At 68.0% G+C, this 16,547-nt stretch carries 16 protein-coding genes; 10 read left to right on the top strand and 6 right to left on the bottom strand.

The genetic code is table 11. The features are described 5' to 3' along the window. Window positions 1-46 precede the first annotated feature (46 nt). The gene (locus ACIQ67_RS13150; protein ID WP_397534826.1) at window positions 47-1,309 is read right to left on the bottom strand and encodes an RsmB/NOP family class I SAM-dependent RNA methyltransferase; all 1,263 of its coding nucleotides are present in this window, start codon (window positions 1,307-1,309) and stop codon (window positions 47-49) included. On the opposite strand from ACIQ67_RS13150, the gene ACIQ67_RS13145 reads away from it, so the two are divergent. After that, window positions 1,308-1,601, top strand: a complete 294-nt coding sequence (locus tag ACIQ67_RS13145; protein ID WP_397534825.1) for a DUF1653 domain-containing protein — start codon at window positions 1,308-1,310, stop codon at window positions 1,599-1,601. The two genes, ACIQ67_RS13150 and ACIQ67_RS13145, sit on opposite strands and share 2 nt — an antisense overlap. On the opposite strand, the gene purN is transcribed toward ACIQ67_RS13145, so the two are convergent. After that, window positions 1,591-2,220 (bottom strand): phosphoribosylglycinamide formyltransferase, encoded by a 630-nt coding sequence (gene purN, locus ACIQ67_RS13140; protein ID WP_397534824.1) that lies wholly within the window; start codon window positions 2,218-2,220, stop codon window positions 1,591-1,593. The genes ACIQ67_RS13145 and purN overlap by 11 nt on opposite strands. 60 nt (window positions 2,221-2,280) lie before the next feature. Here purN and trpS point away from each other — a divergent pair, with 60 nt between their 5' ends. Genes trpS through ACIQ67_RS13120 form a run of 4 tightly spaced genes read left to right on the top strand, consistent with a single transcriptional unit; the run spans window position 2,281 to window position 5,115 of the window. After that, the gene (gene trpS / locus ACIQ67_RS13135; protein WP_397534823.1) at window positions 2,281-3,294 is read left to right on the top strand and encodes a tryptophan--tRNA ligase; all 1,014 of its coding nucleotides are present in this window, start codon (window positions 2,281-2,283) and stop codon (window positions 3,292-3,294) included. 17 nt (window positions 3,295-3,311) lie between these two features. Continuing rightward, window positions 3,312-3,728: a DUF3717 domain-containing protein gene (locus ACIQ67_RS13130; RefSeq protein WP_397534822.1), complete on the top strand. Its 417-nt coding sequence runs from the start codon at window positions 3,312-3,314 to the stop codon at window positions 3,726-3,728. Beyond that, window positions 3,725-4,132, top strand: a complete 408-nt coding sequence (locus ACIQ67_RS13125; RefSeq protein ID WP_397534821.1) for an MATE family efflux transporter — start codon at window positions 3,725-3,727, stop codon at window positions 4,130-4,132. The genes ACIQ67_RS13130 and ACIQ67_RS13125 overlap by 4 nt, the downstream gene beginning before the upstream one ends. Further along, entirely contained in the window at window positions 4,102-5,115 is a 1,014-nt protein-coding gene (locus tag ACIQ67_RS13120; protein WP_397534820.1) for an MATE family efflux transporter, read from the top strand. The genes ACIQ67_RS13125 and ACIQ67_RS13120 overlap by 31 nt, the downstream gene beginning before the upstream one ends. A 23-nt stretch (window positions 5,116-5,138) precedes the next feature. On the opposite strand, the gene ACIQ67_RS13115 is transcribed toward ACIQ67_RS13120, so the two are convergent. The 4 genes from ACIQ67_RS13115 to ettA form a co-directional block, all read right to left on the bottom strand. Then, window positions 5,139-6,611 (bottom strand): ATP-binding protein, encoded by a 1,473-nt coding sequence (locus ACIQ67_RS13115; RefSeq protein WP_397534819.1) that lies wholly within the window; start codon window positions 6,609-6,611, stop codon window positions 5,139-5,141. A gap of 42 nt (window positions 6,612-6,653) precedes the next feature. Beyond that, on the bottom strand, window positions 6,654-7,367 hold the full coding sequence (locus ACIQ67_RS13110) for a response regulator (protein WP_397534818.1): 714 nt from the start codon (window positions 7,365-7,367) through the stop codon (window positions 6,654-6,656). A gap of 97 nt (window positions 7,368-7,464) precedes the next feature. Further along, window positions 7,465-7,959: a Spy/CpxP family protein refolding chaperone gene (locus ACIQ67_RS13105; RefSeq protein ID WP_397534817.1), complete on the bottom strand. Its 495-nt coding sequence runs from the start codon at window positions 7,957-7,959 to the stop codon at window positions 7,465-7,467. Window positions 7,960-8,097: 138 nt separating this feature from the next. Then, entirely contained in the window at window positions 8,098-9,762 is a 1,665-nt protein-coding gene (gene ettA, locus ACIQ67_RS13100; RefSeq protein WP_397534816.1) for an energy-dependent translational throttle protein EttA, read from the bottom strand. A 318-nt stretch (window positions 9,763-10,080) separates the two neighbouring features. Between ettA and ACIQ67_RS13095 the strand changes: the two genes are divergently transcribed. The 5 genes from ACIQ67_RS13095 to ACIQ67_RS13075 form a co-directional block, all read left to right on the top strand. After that, window positions 10,081-11,595 (top strand): DEAD/DEAH box helicase, encoded by a 1,515-nt coding sequence (locus ACIQ67_RS13095; protein ID WP_397534815.1) that lies wholly within the window; start codon window positions 10,081-10,083, stop codon window positions 11,593-11,595. 88 nt (window positions 11,596-11,683) lie between these two features. Further along, window positions 11,684-12,367, top strand: coding sequence for an NAD(P)H-binding protein (locus ACIQ67_RS13090; RefSeq protein WP_397534814.1), 684 nt, complete (start codon window positions 11,684-11,686; stop codon window positions 12,365-12,367). After that, entirely contained in the window at window positions 12,364-13,725 is a 1,362-nt protein-coding gene (locus tag ACIQ67_RS13085) for an MBL fold metallo-hydrolase RNA specificity domain-containing protein (protein ID WP_397534813.1), read from the top strand. Before ACIQ67_RS13090 ends, ACIQ67_RS13085 begins: the two co-directional genes overlap by 4 nt. Next, entirely contained in the window at window positions 13,710-15,017 is a 1,308-nt protein-coding gene (locus tag ACIQ67_RS13080; protein WP_397534812.1) for an MgtC/SapB family protein, read from the top strand. Before ACIQ67_RS13085 ends, ACIQ67_RS13080 begins: the two co-directional genes overlap by 16 nt. Beyond that, the coding region (locus ACIQ67_RS13075) for an FAD-dependent oxidoreductase (protein WP_397534811.1) at window positions 15,014-16,547 on the top strand (1,534 nt) is incomplete at its 3' end. The genes ACIQ67_RS13080 and ACIQ67_RS13075, both read left to right, overlap by 4 nt.

The raw sequence follows: 16,547 nt of genomic DNA, 5'->3' as shown, positions 1-16,547 counted from the left end.
AGGTGACAGCCCAGAGCATGCCCAAGTGCGCCACTGCGGCATTTCCCTAGGCTCGCCGCTCCCACACTGCGGCAAAGAAGCCATCCGTCTGCTGCCGCTGTGGCCACAGGCGCAGGTAGGCGCCCTCACAGAGTTCCGCCGCACGGTCAACATGCGCGCGCTCAAGTACCTCAACAGCGGGCAGTGCGGTGAACTCCGGATGTTTGGCGCTGAACGCTTCTGCAATCACCTCGTTCTCAGCATTCAGAAGACTGCAGGTGGCATAGACCAAGCGCCCACCCGGCTTCAGCATGCGGGCCGCGCTTTCCAGAATGGCGGCCTGCTTGACCTGCAGCTCCTCGACAGCTTGAGCCGTCTGGCGCCATTTCAAGTCCGGATTGCGGCGCAGCGTACCAAGGCCGGAGCATGGTGCGTCAACCAGCACCCGGTCGATCTTGCCGGTCAAGCGCTTGATCCGGTCATCCCGCTCGTGCGAGATCTGCGCCGGGTAGACATTCGACAGCCCGCTGCGAGCCAAACGCGGCTTGAGTTTCTCCAGCCGATGGCCCGACACGTCGAAGGCGTAGAGCCGCCCTGTGTTGCGCATTGCAGCGCCCAAGGCCAGCGTCTTGCCGCCAGCGCCGGCACAGAAATCCACCACCATCTCGCTGCGTTTGGGGTCCAGCAACAGTGCGAGCAGCTGGCTGCCCTCGTCCTGCACCTCGACCGTGCCGTTGGTGAAAACCTCCTGCTTGGACAAGGCCGGCTTGCCCTGCACGCGCAGACCCCAGGGCGAGAACGGCGTCGGCTCGGCCGTGATGCCCGCAGTCTTGAGCGCCAGCAACGCCTCCTCGCGCTTAGCCTTCAGGGCATTGACCCGCAGGTCCAGCGGCGCGCCTTCGTTCATCGCGCTGGCCAGGGCCCAGAACTGATCCTCGCCCAGACGCTGCAGCAGCGGCTCGGCCAGCCAGTCAGGCAGGTTGTGGCGCAGCTTGGGCGCCAGGGTGGACCGGTCGATGGTCTCGATCTCGGCCAGCCATTGCTGTTCCTGCGCGCTCAATGCAGGACGCAGGAAATCGCGGCTGCCAGCCCAGGCCAGCAGCGCCAGACGGCGCTCCATCGGGCCGCTGCCGGATTGGGCCAGATGCTGCAGCAGCAGGCGCTGACGCAAGACCGCGTAGGTGGTCTCGGCCAGCGCATGGCGCTCGCGCTGACCCAGCTGTTTGTTCTTGCGGAAAAAGGCGGACACCAAGCCATCGGCAGGCGCATCGAACTTGAGCACCGCGCGCAACAGCTCGCAGCTCATTTCTAGAAGGGCATTAGGATGCATGGGCCGGATTATCCCAGGCCGCCCGAGCCATGGCCCAGACGTGAACACAGACGACGATTTACCCGCCCTGCCCGACATCGTTCTTGGCCGCTACCGCCACTACAAAGGCGGTGAGTACGAGCTGATCGGCGTTGCTCGACACAGCGAGACGCTGGAGCCGCTGGTGCTCTACCGTCCGCTCTACAACGCATCAGGCCTGTGGGTGCGGCCGCACGCGATGTTCTTCGAAACGGTCGTCATCGACGGTATTGCGCAGCCCCGTTTCACCCGCATCGAAGGCGTCAAAGACTGAAGGCCTGCACCTCGCCGTCCAGCTGCTGCACGCGGCCCTGGTCCACCGCCAGCCTCCCTTCGACGAACCAGCGCACCGCACGCGGATACATGCGGTGCTCCTGCGCAAGCACGCGGGCGGCCAAGGCATCAGCGTCGTCTCCCGGCAGCACTGGCACCGCAGCCTGCGCCACGATGGGGCCATGGTCCAGCTGAGCGGTGACGAAGTGCACCGTGGCACCGGCGAACTTGCAGCCCATCTCCAGCGCCTTCTCGTGCGTATGCAGGCCCGGAAAGGCCGGCAGCAGCGAGGGATGGATATTGAGCATGCGGCCTTCGTAACGCGCGGTGAATGCATTGCCCAGGATGCGCATGAAGCCGGCCAGCACCAGCAGATCCGGCGCAAAGCTGTCGATCACGCTTGCCAGCTCGGCATCGAAGTCCTCGCGGCTGGCAAATGCCTTGTGGTCGACCACGGCGGTAGCGATGCCATGGCTGGCCGCAAAAGCCAAGCCGGCCGCACCCGGCCGGTTGCTGATGACTCCCGCGATCTGCGCCGGCCAGCTTTCGGCAGCGCAGGCGCGCACGATGGCCTCCATATTCGAGCCACGGCCGGAGATCAGGATCACGATGCGTTTCATGGGCCGGCAGTGTAGCCGCGCGCCTACATACAATGCGTGCCCCACCGCCCGCCGCTGCCGATGAACCCCGAAGCCCTGCCCCCGCCCCGCCCTCGCGTGCTTTCCGGCATGCGCCCCACCGGCGCCTTGCATCTGGGCCACTACCACGGCGCGCTGAAAAACTGGGTCAGGCTGCAATCCAGCCACGACTGCTTCTTCTTCGTCGCCGACTGGCATGCGCTGACCACCAGCCGCCCGGACCGCGCCACGCTGGAGCGCAACGTCTACGACATGGTGGTCGACTGGCTGGCGGCCGGTGTCGACCCTGAACAGGCCACTCTCTTCATCCAGAGCCGAATGCCTGAGCATGCCGAGCTGTTCACGCTGCTGGCGATGAGCACGCCGCTGTCCTGGCTGGAGCGCATTCCCAGCTTCAAGGACCTGGCCGAGCGCCTGCCTGACAGCGCCAGCTACGGCCTGCTGGGCTATCCCTTGCTGCAGGCGGCCGACATCCTGATCTACAAGGCCGCGCAGGTGCCGGTGGGTGAGGACCAGCAGGCCCATATCGAGATCACGCGCGAAGTGGCACGCCGCTTCAACCACCTGTACAGCCCCGAGGCACCCATCCTGGTCGAGCCCCAGGCCTTGCTGACTGACACCGCCCGCCTGCCCGGCCTGGACGGCCTGAAGATGAGCAAGAGCTACGGCAACGCGATCGCGATGCGCGAAGAGCCAGACGTGGTGGAGGACAAGATCCGCACCATGCCCACCGACCCGCAGCGCGCTCGCCGCGGTGATCCGGGCGAGCCCTCGCACTGCCCGGTCTGGCCGCTGCATCAGCTCTACAGCGACGAAGCCACGCGCAGCTGGGCAGCACAAGGCTGCCGCAGCGCCGGCATCGGCTGCCTGGACTGCAAGCAGCCGCTGATCGAGTCCATCAAGCGCGAACAGGCACCCTGGCGCGAACGCGCCAACGAGTACCTCGCCAATCCAAAGCAGGTGCACTGGATCGTCGAGGTCGGCACCGAGCGCGCCCGCGCGGTGGCCCGCAAGACGCTGCGCGAGGTGCGCAGCACGATGGGCCTGTCCTACTGAGGCCGGCGCGCATCCCCATGGCCGCCATCCACATCACCGACATCGAAGCCGCCATCAACTGGTGGCGCGCCAAGAAGCCTTCATCAGACGGCCTGGCTGCCTGTGCCGAGGTGCTGGCCCTGGCCGAGGTCTACGGCAGGCTGGTCTACTTCCGTGACAGCGAGTGCGAGGAAGAGCGCATGCCGGAAGCGGCGATGACAGCCTGGCTGGCCTGGTATGCCAGCACGCCTGACGCGCCCTGCATCGCAATCTGCTCCACCAGCCAGGGCGACGCACTATGCAAGGGCTGTGGCCGCAGCTTTGACGAGGTGCAGCACTGGCCGATTCTCACGCCGGTGGAGAAACGCATCACCTGGCGCCGCATCACGCAGGAGGGCACGGCCTGGCGCTTCAACCGCTATGCCGAGCGCGCACGCGAAGGCAAGACTGCGTGAACCTGCCGCAACTCGACAGCCTGCGCCGCATCGCGCCGCTGGCCTGGCCGGTGTTCATCGGCCAGATCGCGGTGCTGGCCTTCTCCACCGTCGACACCCTGCTGCTGGCACGTTTCTCTGCCATCGATCTGGCGGCGCTGTCGGTGGGCGCGGCCTGCTACATCACCGTCTTCATCGGCCTGATGGGCGTGGTGATGGCGGTCAGCCCGATGGCCGGCCAGCTGTTCGGCGCCGGCAAGCCGCAGGAGGCCGGCGACCAGCTGCACCAGGCCGTGTGGCTGGCACTGGCCCTGACCGTGGTGGGCGAAGTGCTGCTGCTGGTGCCCGACCCCTTTCTGGCGCTGGCCCAGACCACGCCCGAGGTCGAGGCAAAGTGCGCAGCTATCTGGCCACGCTGGGCCTGAGCCTGCCAGCCGGTCTGCTGTTCGCGGCCTACCGCGGCTTCAACACAGCGGTGTCGCGGCCCAAGATGGTGATGGTGCTGCAGCTGGGCGGCCTGCTGCTGAAAGTACCGCTCAGCATGCTGCTGATCTACGGCTTCAGCCTGGGCGACGCCAGCGTGCCCGCACTGGGCGCCACCGGCGCCGCGCTGGCCACGACAGTCGTGATGTGGAGCCAGCTGATCGTGGCGCTGCTGCTGATGCGTCGCGATCCCTTCTACGCCCGCTTCGGTCTGCAGCAGGGCGGCCTGCACGCGCCGCGCTGGGATGCCATCCGGCGCCAATTGCATCTGGGCGTGCCGATGGGGCTTTCCATCCTGATCGAGGTGACCGGTTTCACCTTCATGGCGATCTTCATCGCTCGCCTGGGCGCCACCGCAGCCGCCGGCCATCAGCTGGCGGCCAATCTGGTGGCGCTGATGTTCATGCTGCCGATGGCGCTGGGCAATGCCACCGGCGCCCTGGTGGCTCAGCGCATCGGCGCGCGCGACTTCGCGGCGGCGCGCCGGCTCGGCTGGCATGGGCTGGAGATTGCGCTGGCGGCCGGCTTCGTGATCGGCGGCGTGATCTTCCTGCTGCGCGAACAGGTGCTGGGCCTGTACACGCACGACACCGCCATCATCGCGGCGGCCCTACCCTTACTGCTATGGGTCTGGGTCTTCCACAGCGCCGATGCGGTGCAGGCGCTGGCGGCGGCAGTGCTGCGCGCCCACCGTGTGGCGGTGATGCCGATGGTGATCTACGCGCTGGCGATCTGGGGCATGGGCATCGGCGGCGGCTACTTCCTGGCCTATGGCGACAGCCCCTGGGTGCCCGCCAGCCTGCGCGGCGCCAGCGGCTTCTGGTCAGCGGCCACGGTCGGCTTGCTGGTCTCTGCCATCGCCTTGGCCACGCTGCTGGCCTGGATCCATCGCCAGGAGCGCCAGGAACAAGCGCCGGCGCGCTGAGCGGCCAAACCCTCAGGCCTGGATCAATGCTGCGTCATTCCGGCCGGCAGCACGATCACGAAGCAGCTGCCGCCGCCTTCGCGGTCCTCGCAGCGCACCTGCCCGCCATGGCGCTCGGCAATCTGCTTGACCAGGCTCAGCCCCAGCCCCACGCCACCGGCCTGCTCGGCATGGCCGGGCAAACGGAAGAAGGGCTCGAAGATGCGCGTGCGCATCTCGTGCGGCACGCCCGGGCCACGGTCACAGACGCGCAGTTCGACCTGATTCGACGCCAGCTGACGCAGGCTCAGCAATGTTTCTTCGCCGCCATACCGGCGCGCGTTCTCCAGCAGATTGCGCAGCGCACGCCGCAGCAGGCGTTCTTCGCCCTGCAGCGTGAACTGCGCGCCCTCGGGATCGGTGAGCAGTTCAGCGCCGCTGGCCGCGGCTTCCTCGACCGCCAGACCCAGCAGGTCGACCGGCTCGCGCAGCGGCGCCTGACCCTGGGCCTCCAGCCGGCTGGCCAGCAGCACCTCTTCCACCAGCGCATCAAGCTCGCTGATATTGGTGTCGATCTCGCGCCGCAGCCGCTCGCGCTGGGCCGGCACCGCCGAATCCAGCATCGCGAACGCCATCTTCATGCGCGCCAAGGGCGAACGCAGTTCGTGGCTGGCATTGGCCAGCAGGCTCTGGTGCGAACGCAGCAGCAACTCGATGCGCTCGGCCGCGCGGTTAAAGCTTGAAGCCAGCGCCCCGACCTCGTCGCTGCCGCCATCGTCGACACGCAAATCCAGCCGGCCGGCGCCGAACTGCTCGACGCCCTGCTTGAGCCGCTCCAGGCGGCGCGTCAGACGTCGCACCACCGGGTAGGCACTGATCGCCACTGCCAGGAACAGCAGCACCAGCAACACGATCAGCACCTCACCAGGAGGCACGGGCCCGAAGCCGCTCAGGAATCGTGGCATGGGCCAAGCTCCATCCTCCCGCGCTCGCATCGCGCGCGGCTCGGCATGGGCCGGCGGACCTGGCTGGCCAGGCCCCATCGCTGGCCCACCTTCGCCTTGGGCCGCTCCGGACTGCTCGGACGCACCGCGCTCGAAGCCGCCAGGCCGGTGTCCATCAGGCCCGAATCGCGGTCGCGGAAAGCGCATCAGCAGCAGGCTGCGGCCGTCGTCGAGCTCGACCGTCTGCACCTGCATCATCGGATCACGTTCGCGACGCTCAAAAGCTGCTGAGGCAGCAATTCGCACGCCCTGCGCGTCCTGAAGTGCAAAAGGCATGCGAAGGCGGCGCCCCCAGTCCTCAACCGCCTCTGCCTGCGCCTGCACCGGTGCGTCGGCTGGCGGCAAGGCCCGATGGATCAGCAGCGCGATGGCGGTCAGGCGCTCCGAGGCCGTGGCCTCCGCCTGTCCGCGCTCCTGCTCGATCTGGCGCTGAAACAGCCAGGCGGAGCCGAAGGCAAACGCCAGCAGCAGCGCCACCAAGGTCAGGTAGATCCGTAGGTAGAGAGACTTCAAAGGCAGCTCATCCAGGTCAGGCGTGGGCTGGGTGTCCGCGGGTTAGGCGCCAGGCTCGGCGTCCTGCTTGCGGGCGAAGACATAGCCGACGCCGCGCACCGTCAGGACACGGCGCGGGTTCTTGGCATCGTCCTCGATCACCGCGCGGATGCGTGAGATGTGCACATCGATGGAGCGGTCGAAGGCATCGAGCGGATGGCCCTTCAGCGCGTCCATGATCTGGTCGCGCGTCAGCACCCGCCCTGGGCTTTGCGCCAGCACCACCAGCAGATCGAACTGGTGGCTGGTCAAGTCGCAGGACTTGCCGTCCAGCCGCGCCACCCGGGCCGCCAAGTCGATCTCCAAGCGGCCGAAACGCAGCATGTCGTCCGACTGCGCGTCCAGGCCGCTGCGCCGCAGCAAGGCCTTGATGCGGGCCTGCAACTCGCGAGGCTCGAAAGGCTTGGCCAGATAGTCGTCCGCACCCAGCTCCAGACCGAGGATGCGGTCCATCGGTTCGCCACGCGCCGACAGCATCAGCACCGGGAGCCGGCGCACGCGCGCATCGCCACGCAACGTGCGGCAGAACTCCAGCCCGTCGCCATCGGGCAGCATCAGGTCCAGCACCAGCAGATCCGGCACCGACGACTCCAGCGCCTGCCTGCCCTGGGCCAGCGAGCCAGCGACCTCAACTTCGAAACCAGCCAGGCTGAAGTAGTCCCGCAACATCGAGGTCAGGCGGGCATCGTCATCGATCAGCAGCAGTTTGTGACTCATGAGACTTGTGAGCCGGGCCCGGCTGCTGCAGAGCTCGGCTCGGCGCAGCTGACCCGGGTTGATGGTGGGCGCAAGCATAAGCGAGTGGTCTGGCTGCTCAGCGTTCGCCGCGCTTGGGCGGGGCGTCCTTGAAACGCTCGGCCATGCGAGCTTCGTGCCTGGCCATGCGCTCATTCAGCTTGGTGCGTTGCTCGGGTGTCAGCACCTTGGCGCCGTCAATCATGGCCTGGCTCATGCGCTTGCTCACGAGCTCGCGCTGGGCCTGCATCTGCTGGCGCTTGGCCTCCACCGCAGCAGCGTCAATGCTGGGAGCGGCCAGCAGCGCACGCTGTTCGCCATGCAGCTTGCGCATCGCCTCGTGCTGCGGTTGCAGGTCCTTGCGGGCCGCCTGCATCAGTTCGCGGATCTGCTTGTGCTGGGCTTCGCTCGCATCGACGAGGTCCAGCATCATGCCCATGCGTTGCGGCGCATCGCCCGGCCCGCCATGCGGACCATGGCCGCCTGGCATGGCGTGAACCGCAGCTCCGCAGAGCACGAGCGACACCGCCAGGGCGGCTGCCTGGACCGACTTCATCATCTTTGGCTTGTTCATCTCGGCACTCCTTGTGCATTGGGGTGAAGAGATGATCCGTCCGGCACGTTGCGAGGCCATGCCGCCCAGGTAAAGATCTGTGAACGCCCGAAAAAGCGCAAGGGGCCCGAGGGCCCCTTGCGTCGCAACCGAAGCGACTCACTTGATCGGCTTGAAGCGCATGCGCTTGGGGCGCGCGCCCTCCTCGCCCAGACGCTTCTTCTTGTCGGCCTCGTACTCGTGGAAGTTGCCGTCGAAGAAGAACCACTGCGAATCACCCTCGCAAGCCAGGATGTGGGTGCAGATGCGGTCCAGGAACCAGCGATCGTGCGAGATCACCATGGCAGAGCCGGCGAACTCCAGCAGCGCCTCTTCCAGCGCACGCAGGGTTTCGACGTCCAGGTCGTTGGACGGCTCGTCCAGCATCAGCACGTTGCCGCCCTGGGCCAGGGTCTTGGCCAGGTGCAGGCGGCCGCGCTCACCGCCGGAGAGTTGGCCGACGAGCTTCTGCTGGTCGTTGCCCTTGAAGTTGAAGCGGCCGATATAGGCGCGCGACGGCATCACGAACTTGCCAACCACGATGTTGTCGAGGCCACCGGAGACGTCCTGCCACACCGTCTTGTCTGCATCCAGGCTCTGGCGACTCTGGTCGACGAAGGCCAGCTTGGCCGTCTTGCCGATCTTGACCGTGCCTGAATCGGGTTGCTCGACGCCCTGAATCATGCGGAACAGCGTCGACTTGCCGGCGCCGTTGGGGCCGATGATGCCGACGATGGCGCCGGCCGGCACCTTGAAGCTGAGGTTGTCGATCAGCACGCGGTCGCCGAAGCTCTTGCTGACGTTCTCGAACTCGATCACCTCATTGCCCAGGCGCTCGGCAACCGGGATGAAGATCTCGTTGGTCTCGTTGCGCTTCTGGTATTCGACGTCGCTCAGTTCCTCGAAGCGGGCCAGACGCGCCTTGCTCTTGGCCTGACGGCCCTTGGCGTTGGAGCGCACCCACTTCAGTTCCTCCTTCATCGCCTTGGCGCGAGCGTCTTCAGACTTCTGTTCCTGCTCCAGGCGGCGTTCCTTCTGGTCCAGCCAATCCGAGTAGTTGCCCTTCCAGGGAATGCCATGGCCACGGTCGAGTTCAAGAATCCACTCGGCCGCGTTATCGAGGAAGTAGCGATCGTGGGTGATGGCCACCACGGTGCCGGGAAAGCGCTGCAGGAACTGCTCCAGCCACTCCACCGATTCCGCGTCCAGGTGGTTGGTTGGCTCGTCGAGCAGCAGCATATCGGGCTTGGACAGCAGCAGGCGGCACAGCGCCACGCGGCGCTTTTCACCGCCGGACAGCACGCCGATGTTGGCATCCCAGGGCGGCAGGTTCAGCGCGTCAGCCGCCAGCTCCAGCTGCAGGTCGGTGTTCTCGCTGCCCGCCGCGGCGATGATGGCTTCCAGTTCGCCCTGCTCGGCTGCAAGCGCATCGAAGTCGGCATCCGGCTCGGCATAGGCGGCATAGACCTCGTCGAGGCGCTTCTTGGCAGCCAGCACACCGCCAATGCCTTCTTCAACGGCCTCGCGCACGGTCTGCTCAGGATTCAGCCGGGGCTCCTGCTCCAAATAGCCGATCTTGATACCGGGCATCGGAATGGCTTCGCCCTCGAACTCCTTGTCCACCCCGGCCATGATCTTCAGGATCGTGGACTTGCCCGAACCGTTCAGACCCAGCACGCCGATCTTGGCGCCGGGGAAGAAGGACAGCGAGATGTCTTTCAGGATGTGGCGTTTGGGGGGAACCGTCTTGTTGACACGGTTCATCGAGAAAACATATTGCGCCATGGCGGGCTTCTTCCTGGGGAGTTTGCTGAGTTCTGCAAGGCTGCGGGTGGCTGGCACCCGGCGCGCCTCACGCGAGAGCGAGACGCGAAGCGCCGCATTGTCGCAGCTTCGGCTGCCACCGTGACGTCCGCCAGCCCAGCTCGCGCCGACGGCGGCGCAGGGGGCCGGGCTATAATCAGCCCAACGCTGCGGACTACCAGTCTTCCGTGGCGTTATTTTTTTGAGCTCAAGCACGCTCCTATCGCAGGACCGAAGACTGGCGTTGTCTACCCGGCAGCGCGGCCTCGCACCCAGGGCACCGTGCTCTACAAGCAGTCAATGAGTTTTGAATCTCTGGGCCTGGCCGCCCCCCTTCTCAAGGCCATCGCCGACGCCGGTTACACCACGCCGACCCCCATCCAAACCCAAGCCATCCCTGCGGTGCTCAAAGGCGGCGACCTGCTCGCCGGCGCGCAGACTGGCACCGGCAAGACCGCCGGATTCACGCTGCCCTTGCTGCAACGCCTCTCCGAAGGTCAGCCCGTGCGAAATGCGCGCGGCAAGGCCATGGTGCGCGCGCTCGTTCTGACGCCCACCCGGGAACTCGCCGCCCAGGTCGAGGAAAGCGTCAAGGTCTACGGCAAGTACCTGCCCCTCACCAGTATGGTGATGTTCGGTGGTGTCGGCATGCAGCCCCAGGTCAACCGTCTGCGCGACGGCGTCGACATCCTGGTGGCCACACCCGGCCGCCTGCTGGATCACCACCAGCAAGGTACGCTGGACCTGTCCAAGGTCGAGATCCTGGTGCTGGACGAAGCAGACCGCATGCTGGACATGGGCTTCATCCATGACATCAAGAAGGTGCTGGCCGTGCTCCCGCAGAAAAAGCAGAGCCTGCTCTTCAGCGCCACCTTCAGCGACGACATCAAGAGCCTGGCCGACCGCTTGCTGAACCAGCCCGCGCTGATCGAAGTGGCACGCCGCAACCAGACCAACGACGCGATCGCACAGAAGGTCCACCCGGTGGGCCGCGAGCGCAAGAAGGAACTGCTGGCCCATCTGATCAAGTCGGGTGACTGGCACCAGGTGCTGGTCTTCACGCGCATGAAGCATGGCGCCAACCGCCTGACCGACTACCTGAACGACCAGGGCATCAGCGCCATGGCGATTCACGGCAACAAGAGCCAGGGTGCCCGCACCAAGGCACTGGCCGAGTTCAAGAGCGGCGAGCTGGCGGTGCTGGTGGCCACCGACATCGCAGCGCGCGGCATCGACATCGACCAGTTGCCGCACGTCGTCAACTTCGAGCTGCCCAACGTCCCCGAGGACTACGTGCACCGCATCGGCCGCACCGGCCGCGCCGGCGCCCAGGGCGAGGCCGTGTCGCTGGTCTGCGTGGACGAGAACGGCTTCCTGCGCGAGATCGAGAAGCTGATCAAGCGCGAGATCCCCAAGGAGATCGTGCCCGGCTTCGCGCCTGATCCGAACGAGAAGCCCGAGCCCATCGTGCTGGGTCGCATGGTGCTCAACACCAATGGCAGCCGTGGCCGTGCGCCCGGCGGTGGTGGCAATGGCGGTGGTCGCGGCGGTCGCCCAAGTGGCGGCGGTGGTGGCGGTGGCGGCGGACGTCCTGGCGCCAGCACGGGCGGCCGTCCGAGTAGCAGCGGTGGTGGGCGTCCCAGCCAAGGCAACGGTCGCCCGCAAGGCGCCGGCGGCCCCGGTTCCGGACAAGGCCGTCCGCAAGGCGGCGGTGGTGGCCAGCAGCGCCCGGCAGCCGCGGGTAATGCACCGCGCCGTGACGGCAGCGCGCCGCGCCACAACAACGGCCCGCGCCTGACCCAACCCAAGCGCTGAAGACCGCCCAACGCAGCGCCAGCGCTGCACTGAGGACGCAAGGCCCGACAACCATCGGGCCTTGTTCATTTCTGGCTTAGCATGCCACATGAGTGAGAACACCTCGACCGTCTGGCTGGCTGGCGCCACAGGGCTGATTGGCCGGGCCCTGACGGCCCAGCTGCTGGACCAGCGCGGCACGCAGCTTCATCTGTTGCTGCGTCGCCCCGCACCTGCCGACCTGCCCGGCTCTGAGCGACTGCACACCCACCCGATCGATTTCGGCCGAGCCGACCTGGGCGGAGCCGACCTGCCAGCACCGGCGCAGGTCTTCATCGCGCTGGGCAGCACCATGGCGCAGGCCGGTTCGCAACAGGCCTTTCGTGCGGTCGATTTCGATGCGGTGCTGAATGTCGCCCGTGCCGCCAAGGCCGCCGGGGCCAGGTCTTGCGCCGTGGTGTCGGCACTGGGCGCCGATGCGCAGTCCAGCGTTTTCTACAACCGCGTCAAGGGCGAGGCTGAACAAGCGCTGCGCGCGCTCGGCTTCGAGCGCCTGGTGCTGGCACGTCCTTCGCTGCTCAGCGGCGACCGCGCTGCGCTCGGGCAAGCGGCCCGGCCGGGCGAGTCCTGGGCCCTGCGACTGAGCCAGCCGCTGGCACCCCTGATCCCGGCGCGCTGGCGGCCCATCGCCTCTGATCGCGTGGCCCGCGCCATGCGCCTTGCCATGGCTCAAACCAATGGCACGGTCTGCGTGCTCGAATCGGCGCAAATGCAAACCCTCGGAGCCCCATGAAACTCACCTTCCTAGGCGCCGCCGACGCAGTCACAGGCTCGCGCCATCTGCTCGACATCGGCCAGCAGCGCCTGCTGCTGGATTGCGGCCTGTTCCAGGGCTACAAGGTGCTGCGCGAGCGCAACTGGGTCGGCCTGGGCGTGCCACCGCAGAGCATCGACGCGGTGCTGCTGTCGCACGCGCACCTGGACCACAGCGGCTACATCCCGGCCCTCGTCGGCCACGGCTTCAAGGGCCAGATCTTCTCGACGCAGGCCACCCGCGCGCTGTGCGAGGTGCTGCTACTGGACAGCGCCAAACTGCAGGAGGAGGACGCCAAGCGGGCCAACCGCTTCCACACCTCGCGCCACGAGACCGCGCTACCGCTGTACAGCGGCCGCGATGCCAAGAAGGCGCTGGCCCATTTCGTCGGCCTGCCGCGCGATGGCCGGCTGAAGCTGGCGCAGACCGAGATCCGCTTCACGCCCGTGGGCCATCTGCTGGGCGCCAGCGCGATCAGCGTGACGGCGGAGGGCAAGACGCTGGTGTTCTCCGGCGATGTCGGCCGCGACAATGATCTGCTGATGCCGCCGCCGCAGCAACTCGACAGCGCCGACGTGCTGCTGATCGAGTCGACCTATGGCAACCGCCTGCATCCGGCCGAGGACGTGCAGGCGAGGCTCGGCCAGATCATCCGCAACACCATCCGGCGCGGCGGCAGCGTGCTGCTGCCCAGCTTCGCGGTCGGCCGGGCCCAGGCCCTGCTGCTGGTGCTGCAGCGCCTGAAAGCGGCCGGTGAACTGCCGCGGGATCTGCCCATCATCCTGGACAGCCCGATGGCCACGCAGGCCACCGACATCATCGTCAAGTACCAGAAGCTGCTGCGCATCAGCTTGCGCGAGGCCGCCACGCTGCGCCAGGACGTGCAGCTGATCAGCAAGCCTGCCGACTCGCTGAAAGCCGCCAACCGCGTGATGACACGGCCCTCGGTGATCATCTCCGCCAGCGGCATGGCCACCGGCGGGCGGGTGCTGAACTATCTGAAGACCCTGGCGCCGGGAGAGCGCAACCACATCGTGTTTCCCGGCTTCCAGGTCGGCGGCAGCCGCGGCGCCAAGATCATTGCCGGCGCTCGCGAGGTCAAGATGCACGGCGCCTACGTGCCGGTCAATGCCGAGGTCAGCCATCTGGAAGGCTTCTCCGGCCATGCTGACGCCGATGGCCTGATGGCTTGGCTGCGCGGCTTCCGCAAGGCACCTGAGCAGGTCTTCGTCGTGCATGGCGAGCCCGAAGCCAGCGACGCACTTCGCTGCCGCATCCAGGACGAATTGGGCTGGCGCGTACGGGTGCCGCAGCATGGGGAGTGCGTCTCGCTGTGAGCGGCCTGACGAACGCCTTCGGCGTGTCTGGCGAGCTGGTGACCGGGCTGCTGGCCGCGCTGGGTAGCGGCCTGCTGATCGGCCTGGAGCGCGAGCGCCACAAAGGCCGCGGCCGGTTCCGCGAGCCGGCCGGCCTGCGCACCTTCACGCTGGCCGCGCTGGCCGGCGCACTGGCACAAAGCCTGGCAGCCCCAGGCTTGGTGGCCGTCGGCGCGCTCGCGGTCACCGCGCTGGCCGCAATCGCGTATGCGCGCAGCAGCCGTCGCGACCCGGGCCTGACCACCGAGATCGCGCTGCTGGTGACCTATCTGATCGGCGCGCTGTGCATCCAGGCGCCGCTGCTGGGTGCGCCGGCGGCTGTGGTGATGACGGCGCTGCTGGCGGCACGCAGCCGCTTGCACCGCTTTGCGACCACGGTGCTGCGCGAGGAAGAGTTGCACGACGGCCTGCTGCTGGGCGCGCTGGCGCTGGTGGTGCTACCGCTGATGCCCAATGAGCCGCTGCCCTGGCTGGCCGGCATGAAGGCGCACTCGCTGATGGGCCTGATGCTGCTGCTGCTGGCGCTGCAGGCCGTGGGCCATGCGGCCTTGCGGGTGGCCGGGCCGCAGGCAGGCCTGGCACTGTCGGGCCTGCTATCGGGCCTGGTCTCCAGTACCGCAACGATTGCCGCCATGGGCACGCGCTCGCGCGCCGAGCCACAGCTGCGCCTGGCCTGCACCGCGGGCGCGGTGATGTCGACCGCCGCCACCTGGCTGCAGGCGCAGGCAATGCTGCTGGCGCTGGCGCCACAGGCGGCCATGGCCGCGCTGCCGGTGACCGGCCTGGGCATCGTGCTCGCCGGCGGCACGGGCCTGCTGCTGGCGCGCCAGTCACGTCGCAAGGAAGGCGCTCAGACCTCGATCGGCTCGGCCGACGGCGAACGCCGCGGCCCGCTGCGGTTGCGCGAAGCGCTGATCCTGGCGCTGATGCTCAGCGCCGTCACCATCGCGGTGAGCTGGGCACGCGAGCACTTTGGCGCGTCCGGGCTCTACGGCGCCGTGGCGATAGCCTCCTTTGCCGACGCCCATTCGCCCATCGCTTCGCTGGCCGGCTTGCAGGCTTCGGGGCAGATCAGCCGCGGCCAGGTGCTGGCCGGCATGCTGCTCGCAATCGGCTGCAACAGCCTGACGCGCGGCCTCACCGCATGGCTGTCGGGCGGCTGGGCTTTCGCGCGCCTGGTGATCCCCACGCTGCTGCTGCCGCTGCTGCTGTGCGGCGGGCTGACCTGGCTGCTGGCCACGCTGCAACCATGAAGACCCGGCCCATACGCAGCGCGCCGGTCGATGCCGACAGCGCGCGGCCGGTGCCGGCCGACGCGCTTGAACAGGCGCACCATATCTGCCTCAGCGGCAACGGCCTGCCGCAGCGCTGGCGCGGCCGGTCGCGCTTAGTGATGCTGCAGACCGGTTTCGGCCTGGGCCATGCCTTTCTTGCCACCTGGGCGGCCTGGCGGGCTGACCCAAAGGCCTGCGAGCGCCTGGTCTTCATCAGCATCGAGCCGCAACCGCCCGCGCTGGACCAGCTGCGCCGTGGGCACGTGGGCAGCGCCGTGCCGGAGCTGGTGGCCCAACTGTTGCAGTGCTGGCCCTCGCCGACACCGAACCTGCACCGGCTGAGCTTCGAGGGCGGCCGCCTGCAATTGCTGCTAGCGCTGGGCGATATCCGCGACTGGCTGGGCGAGCTGGTGGCCGAGGTGGACGCCTTCCATCTCGACACCGTGGTGCCAGCCAAAGACGCCGGCGCCTGGGATGGATACGCGCTCAAGCGGCTGGCTCGGCTGGCAGCCGATGGCGCCACCGTGGCCTGCGGCAGCGCCAAACCGGGCCTGCGCGAAGGTCTGAGCGCGGCCGGTTTCGAGGTCGCGATGGCGGCTGGGCTTCCAGGCGCGCCAGAGCTCTGCACGGCGCGCTTTCAGCCGCGCCACCCGATGCAGCGGCCGGCCGGCCGCCTGGCCCTGGCGCCGACGGCGCAGGACATCCTGATCATCGGTGCCGGGCTGGCCGGCGCCGCCTGTGCCCATGCGCTGCGCGAGCAGGGGCTGAGTTGCCGCGTGCTTGAGGCAAGATCTGGCCCCGCGCAGGCGGCCTCGGGTAACCCGGCCGGCCTGTTCCACGGCACGCTGAATCCAGATGACGGCCTGCATGCGCGCTTCAACCGCGCCGCGGCACTGGAAACCGAGCGCCTGCTGCACATGCTGGGGCCCCAACTTCCCTGGCTGCACCGCGGCCTGCTGCGCTTGGAAACGCGCCGCAGCACGGCCGAGATGCAGGCGCTGATCGACAAGCTGGGCCTGCATGACGATTACGTCCGCGCACTGGCGCCCGACGCTGCGGCCCGCCTCAGCGGCCTGCCGCTGCAGTCGCCGGCCTGGTTCTACCCCGGCGGTGGCGCCCTGCCCCCACAGGCCTACACGAGGGCGCTGCTGGGCGACACGCCACTGCAGACGCAGCGGCCCGTGGCGGCGCTGCGCCGGCTAGGCGAGCACTGGCAGGCTCTGGATGCGCAGGGCCGCGTGATCGACGAGGCCGCGGCCCTGGTGCTGGCATGTGGGCACGAGAGCCTGGCACTGCTGGACGGCATCCCCCACCGCGGCCGCCTGCCGCTGCAGCGCCAGCGCGGCCAGATCAGCCAACTGCCCGCCTCCCTGGTGCAGCATCACGGCTGGCCGGTGCCGCTGCTGCCGGTGGCCGGCGCTGGCTACGCGATTGCCGATGGTCGCGGCGGTCTGTGGTGCGGTGCCACTGCGCAGGACGAGGATCTGGATCCCAGCCTGCGCGTCAGCG

The sequence above is a fragment of the Roseateles sp. genome, from assembly GCF_044373315.1.
Lineage (GTDB): Bacteria > Pseudomonadota > Gammaproteobacteria > Burkholderiales > Burkholderiaceae_C > JACDQM01.
The sequence above is the reverse complement of the archived record's forward strand: the minus strand, read 5'-3'. Positions and strand labels throughout refer to the sequence as shown.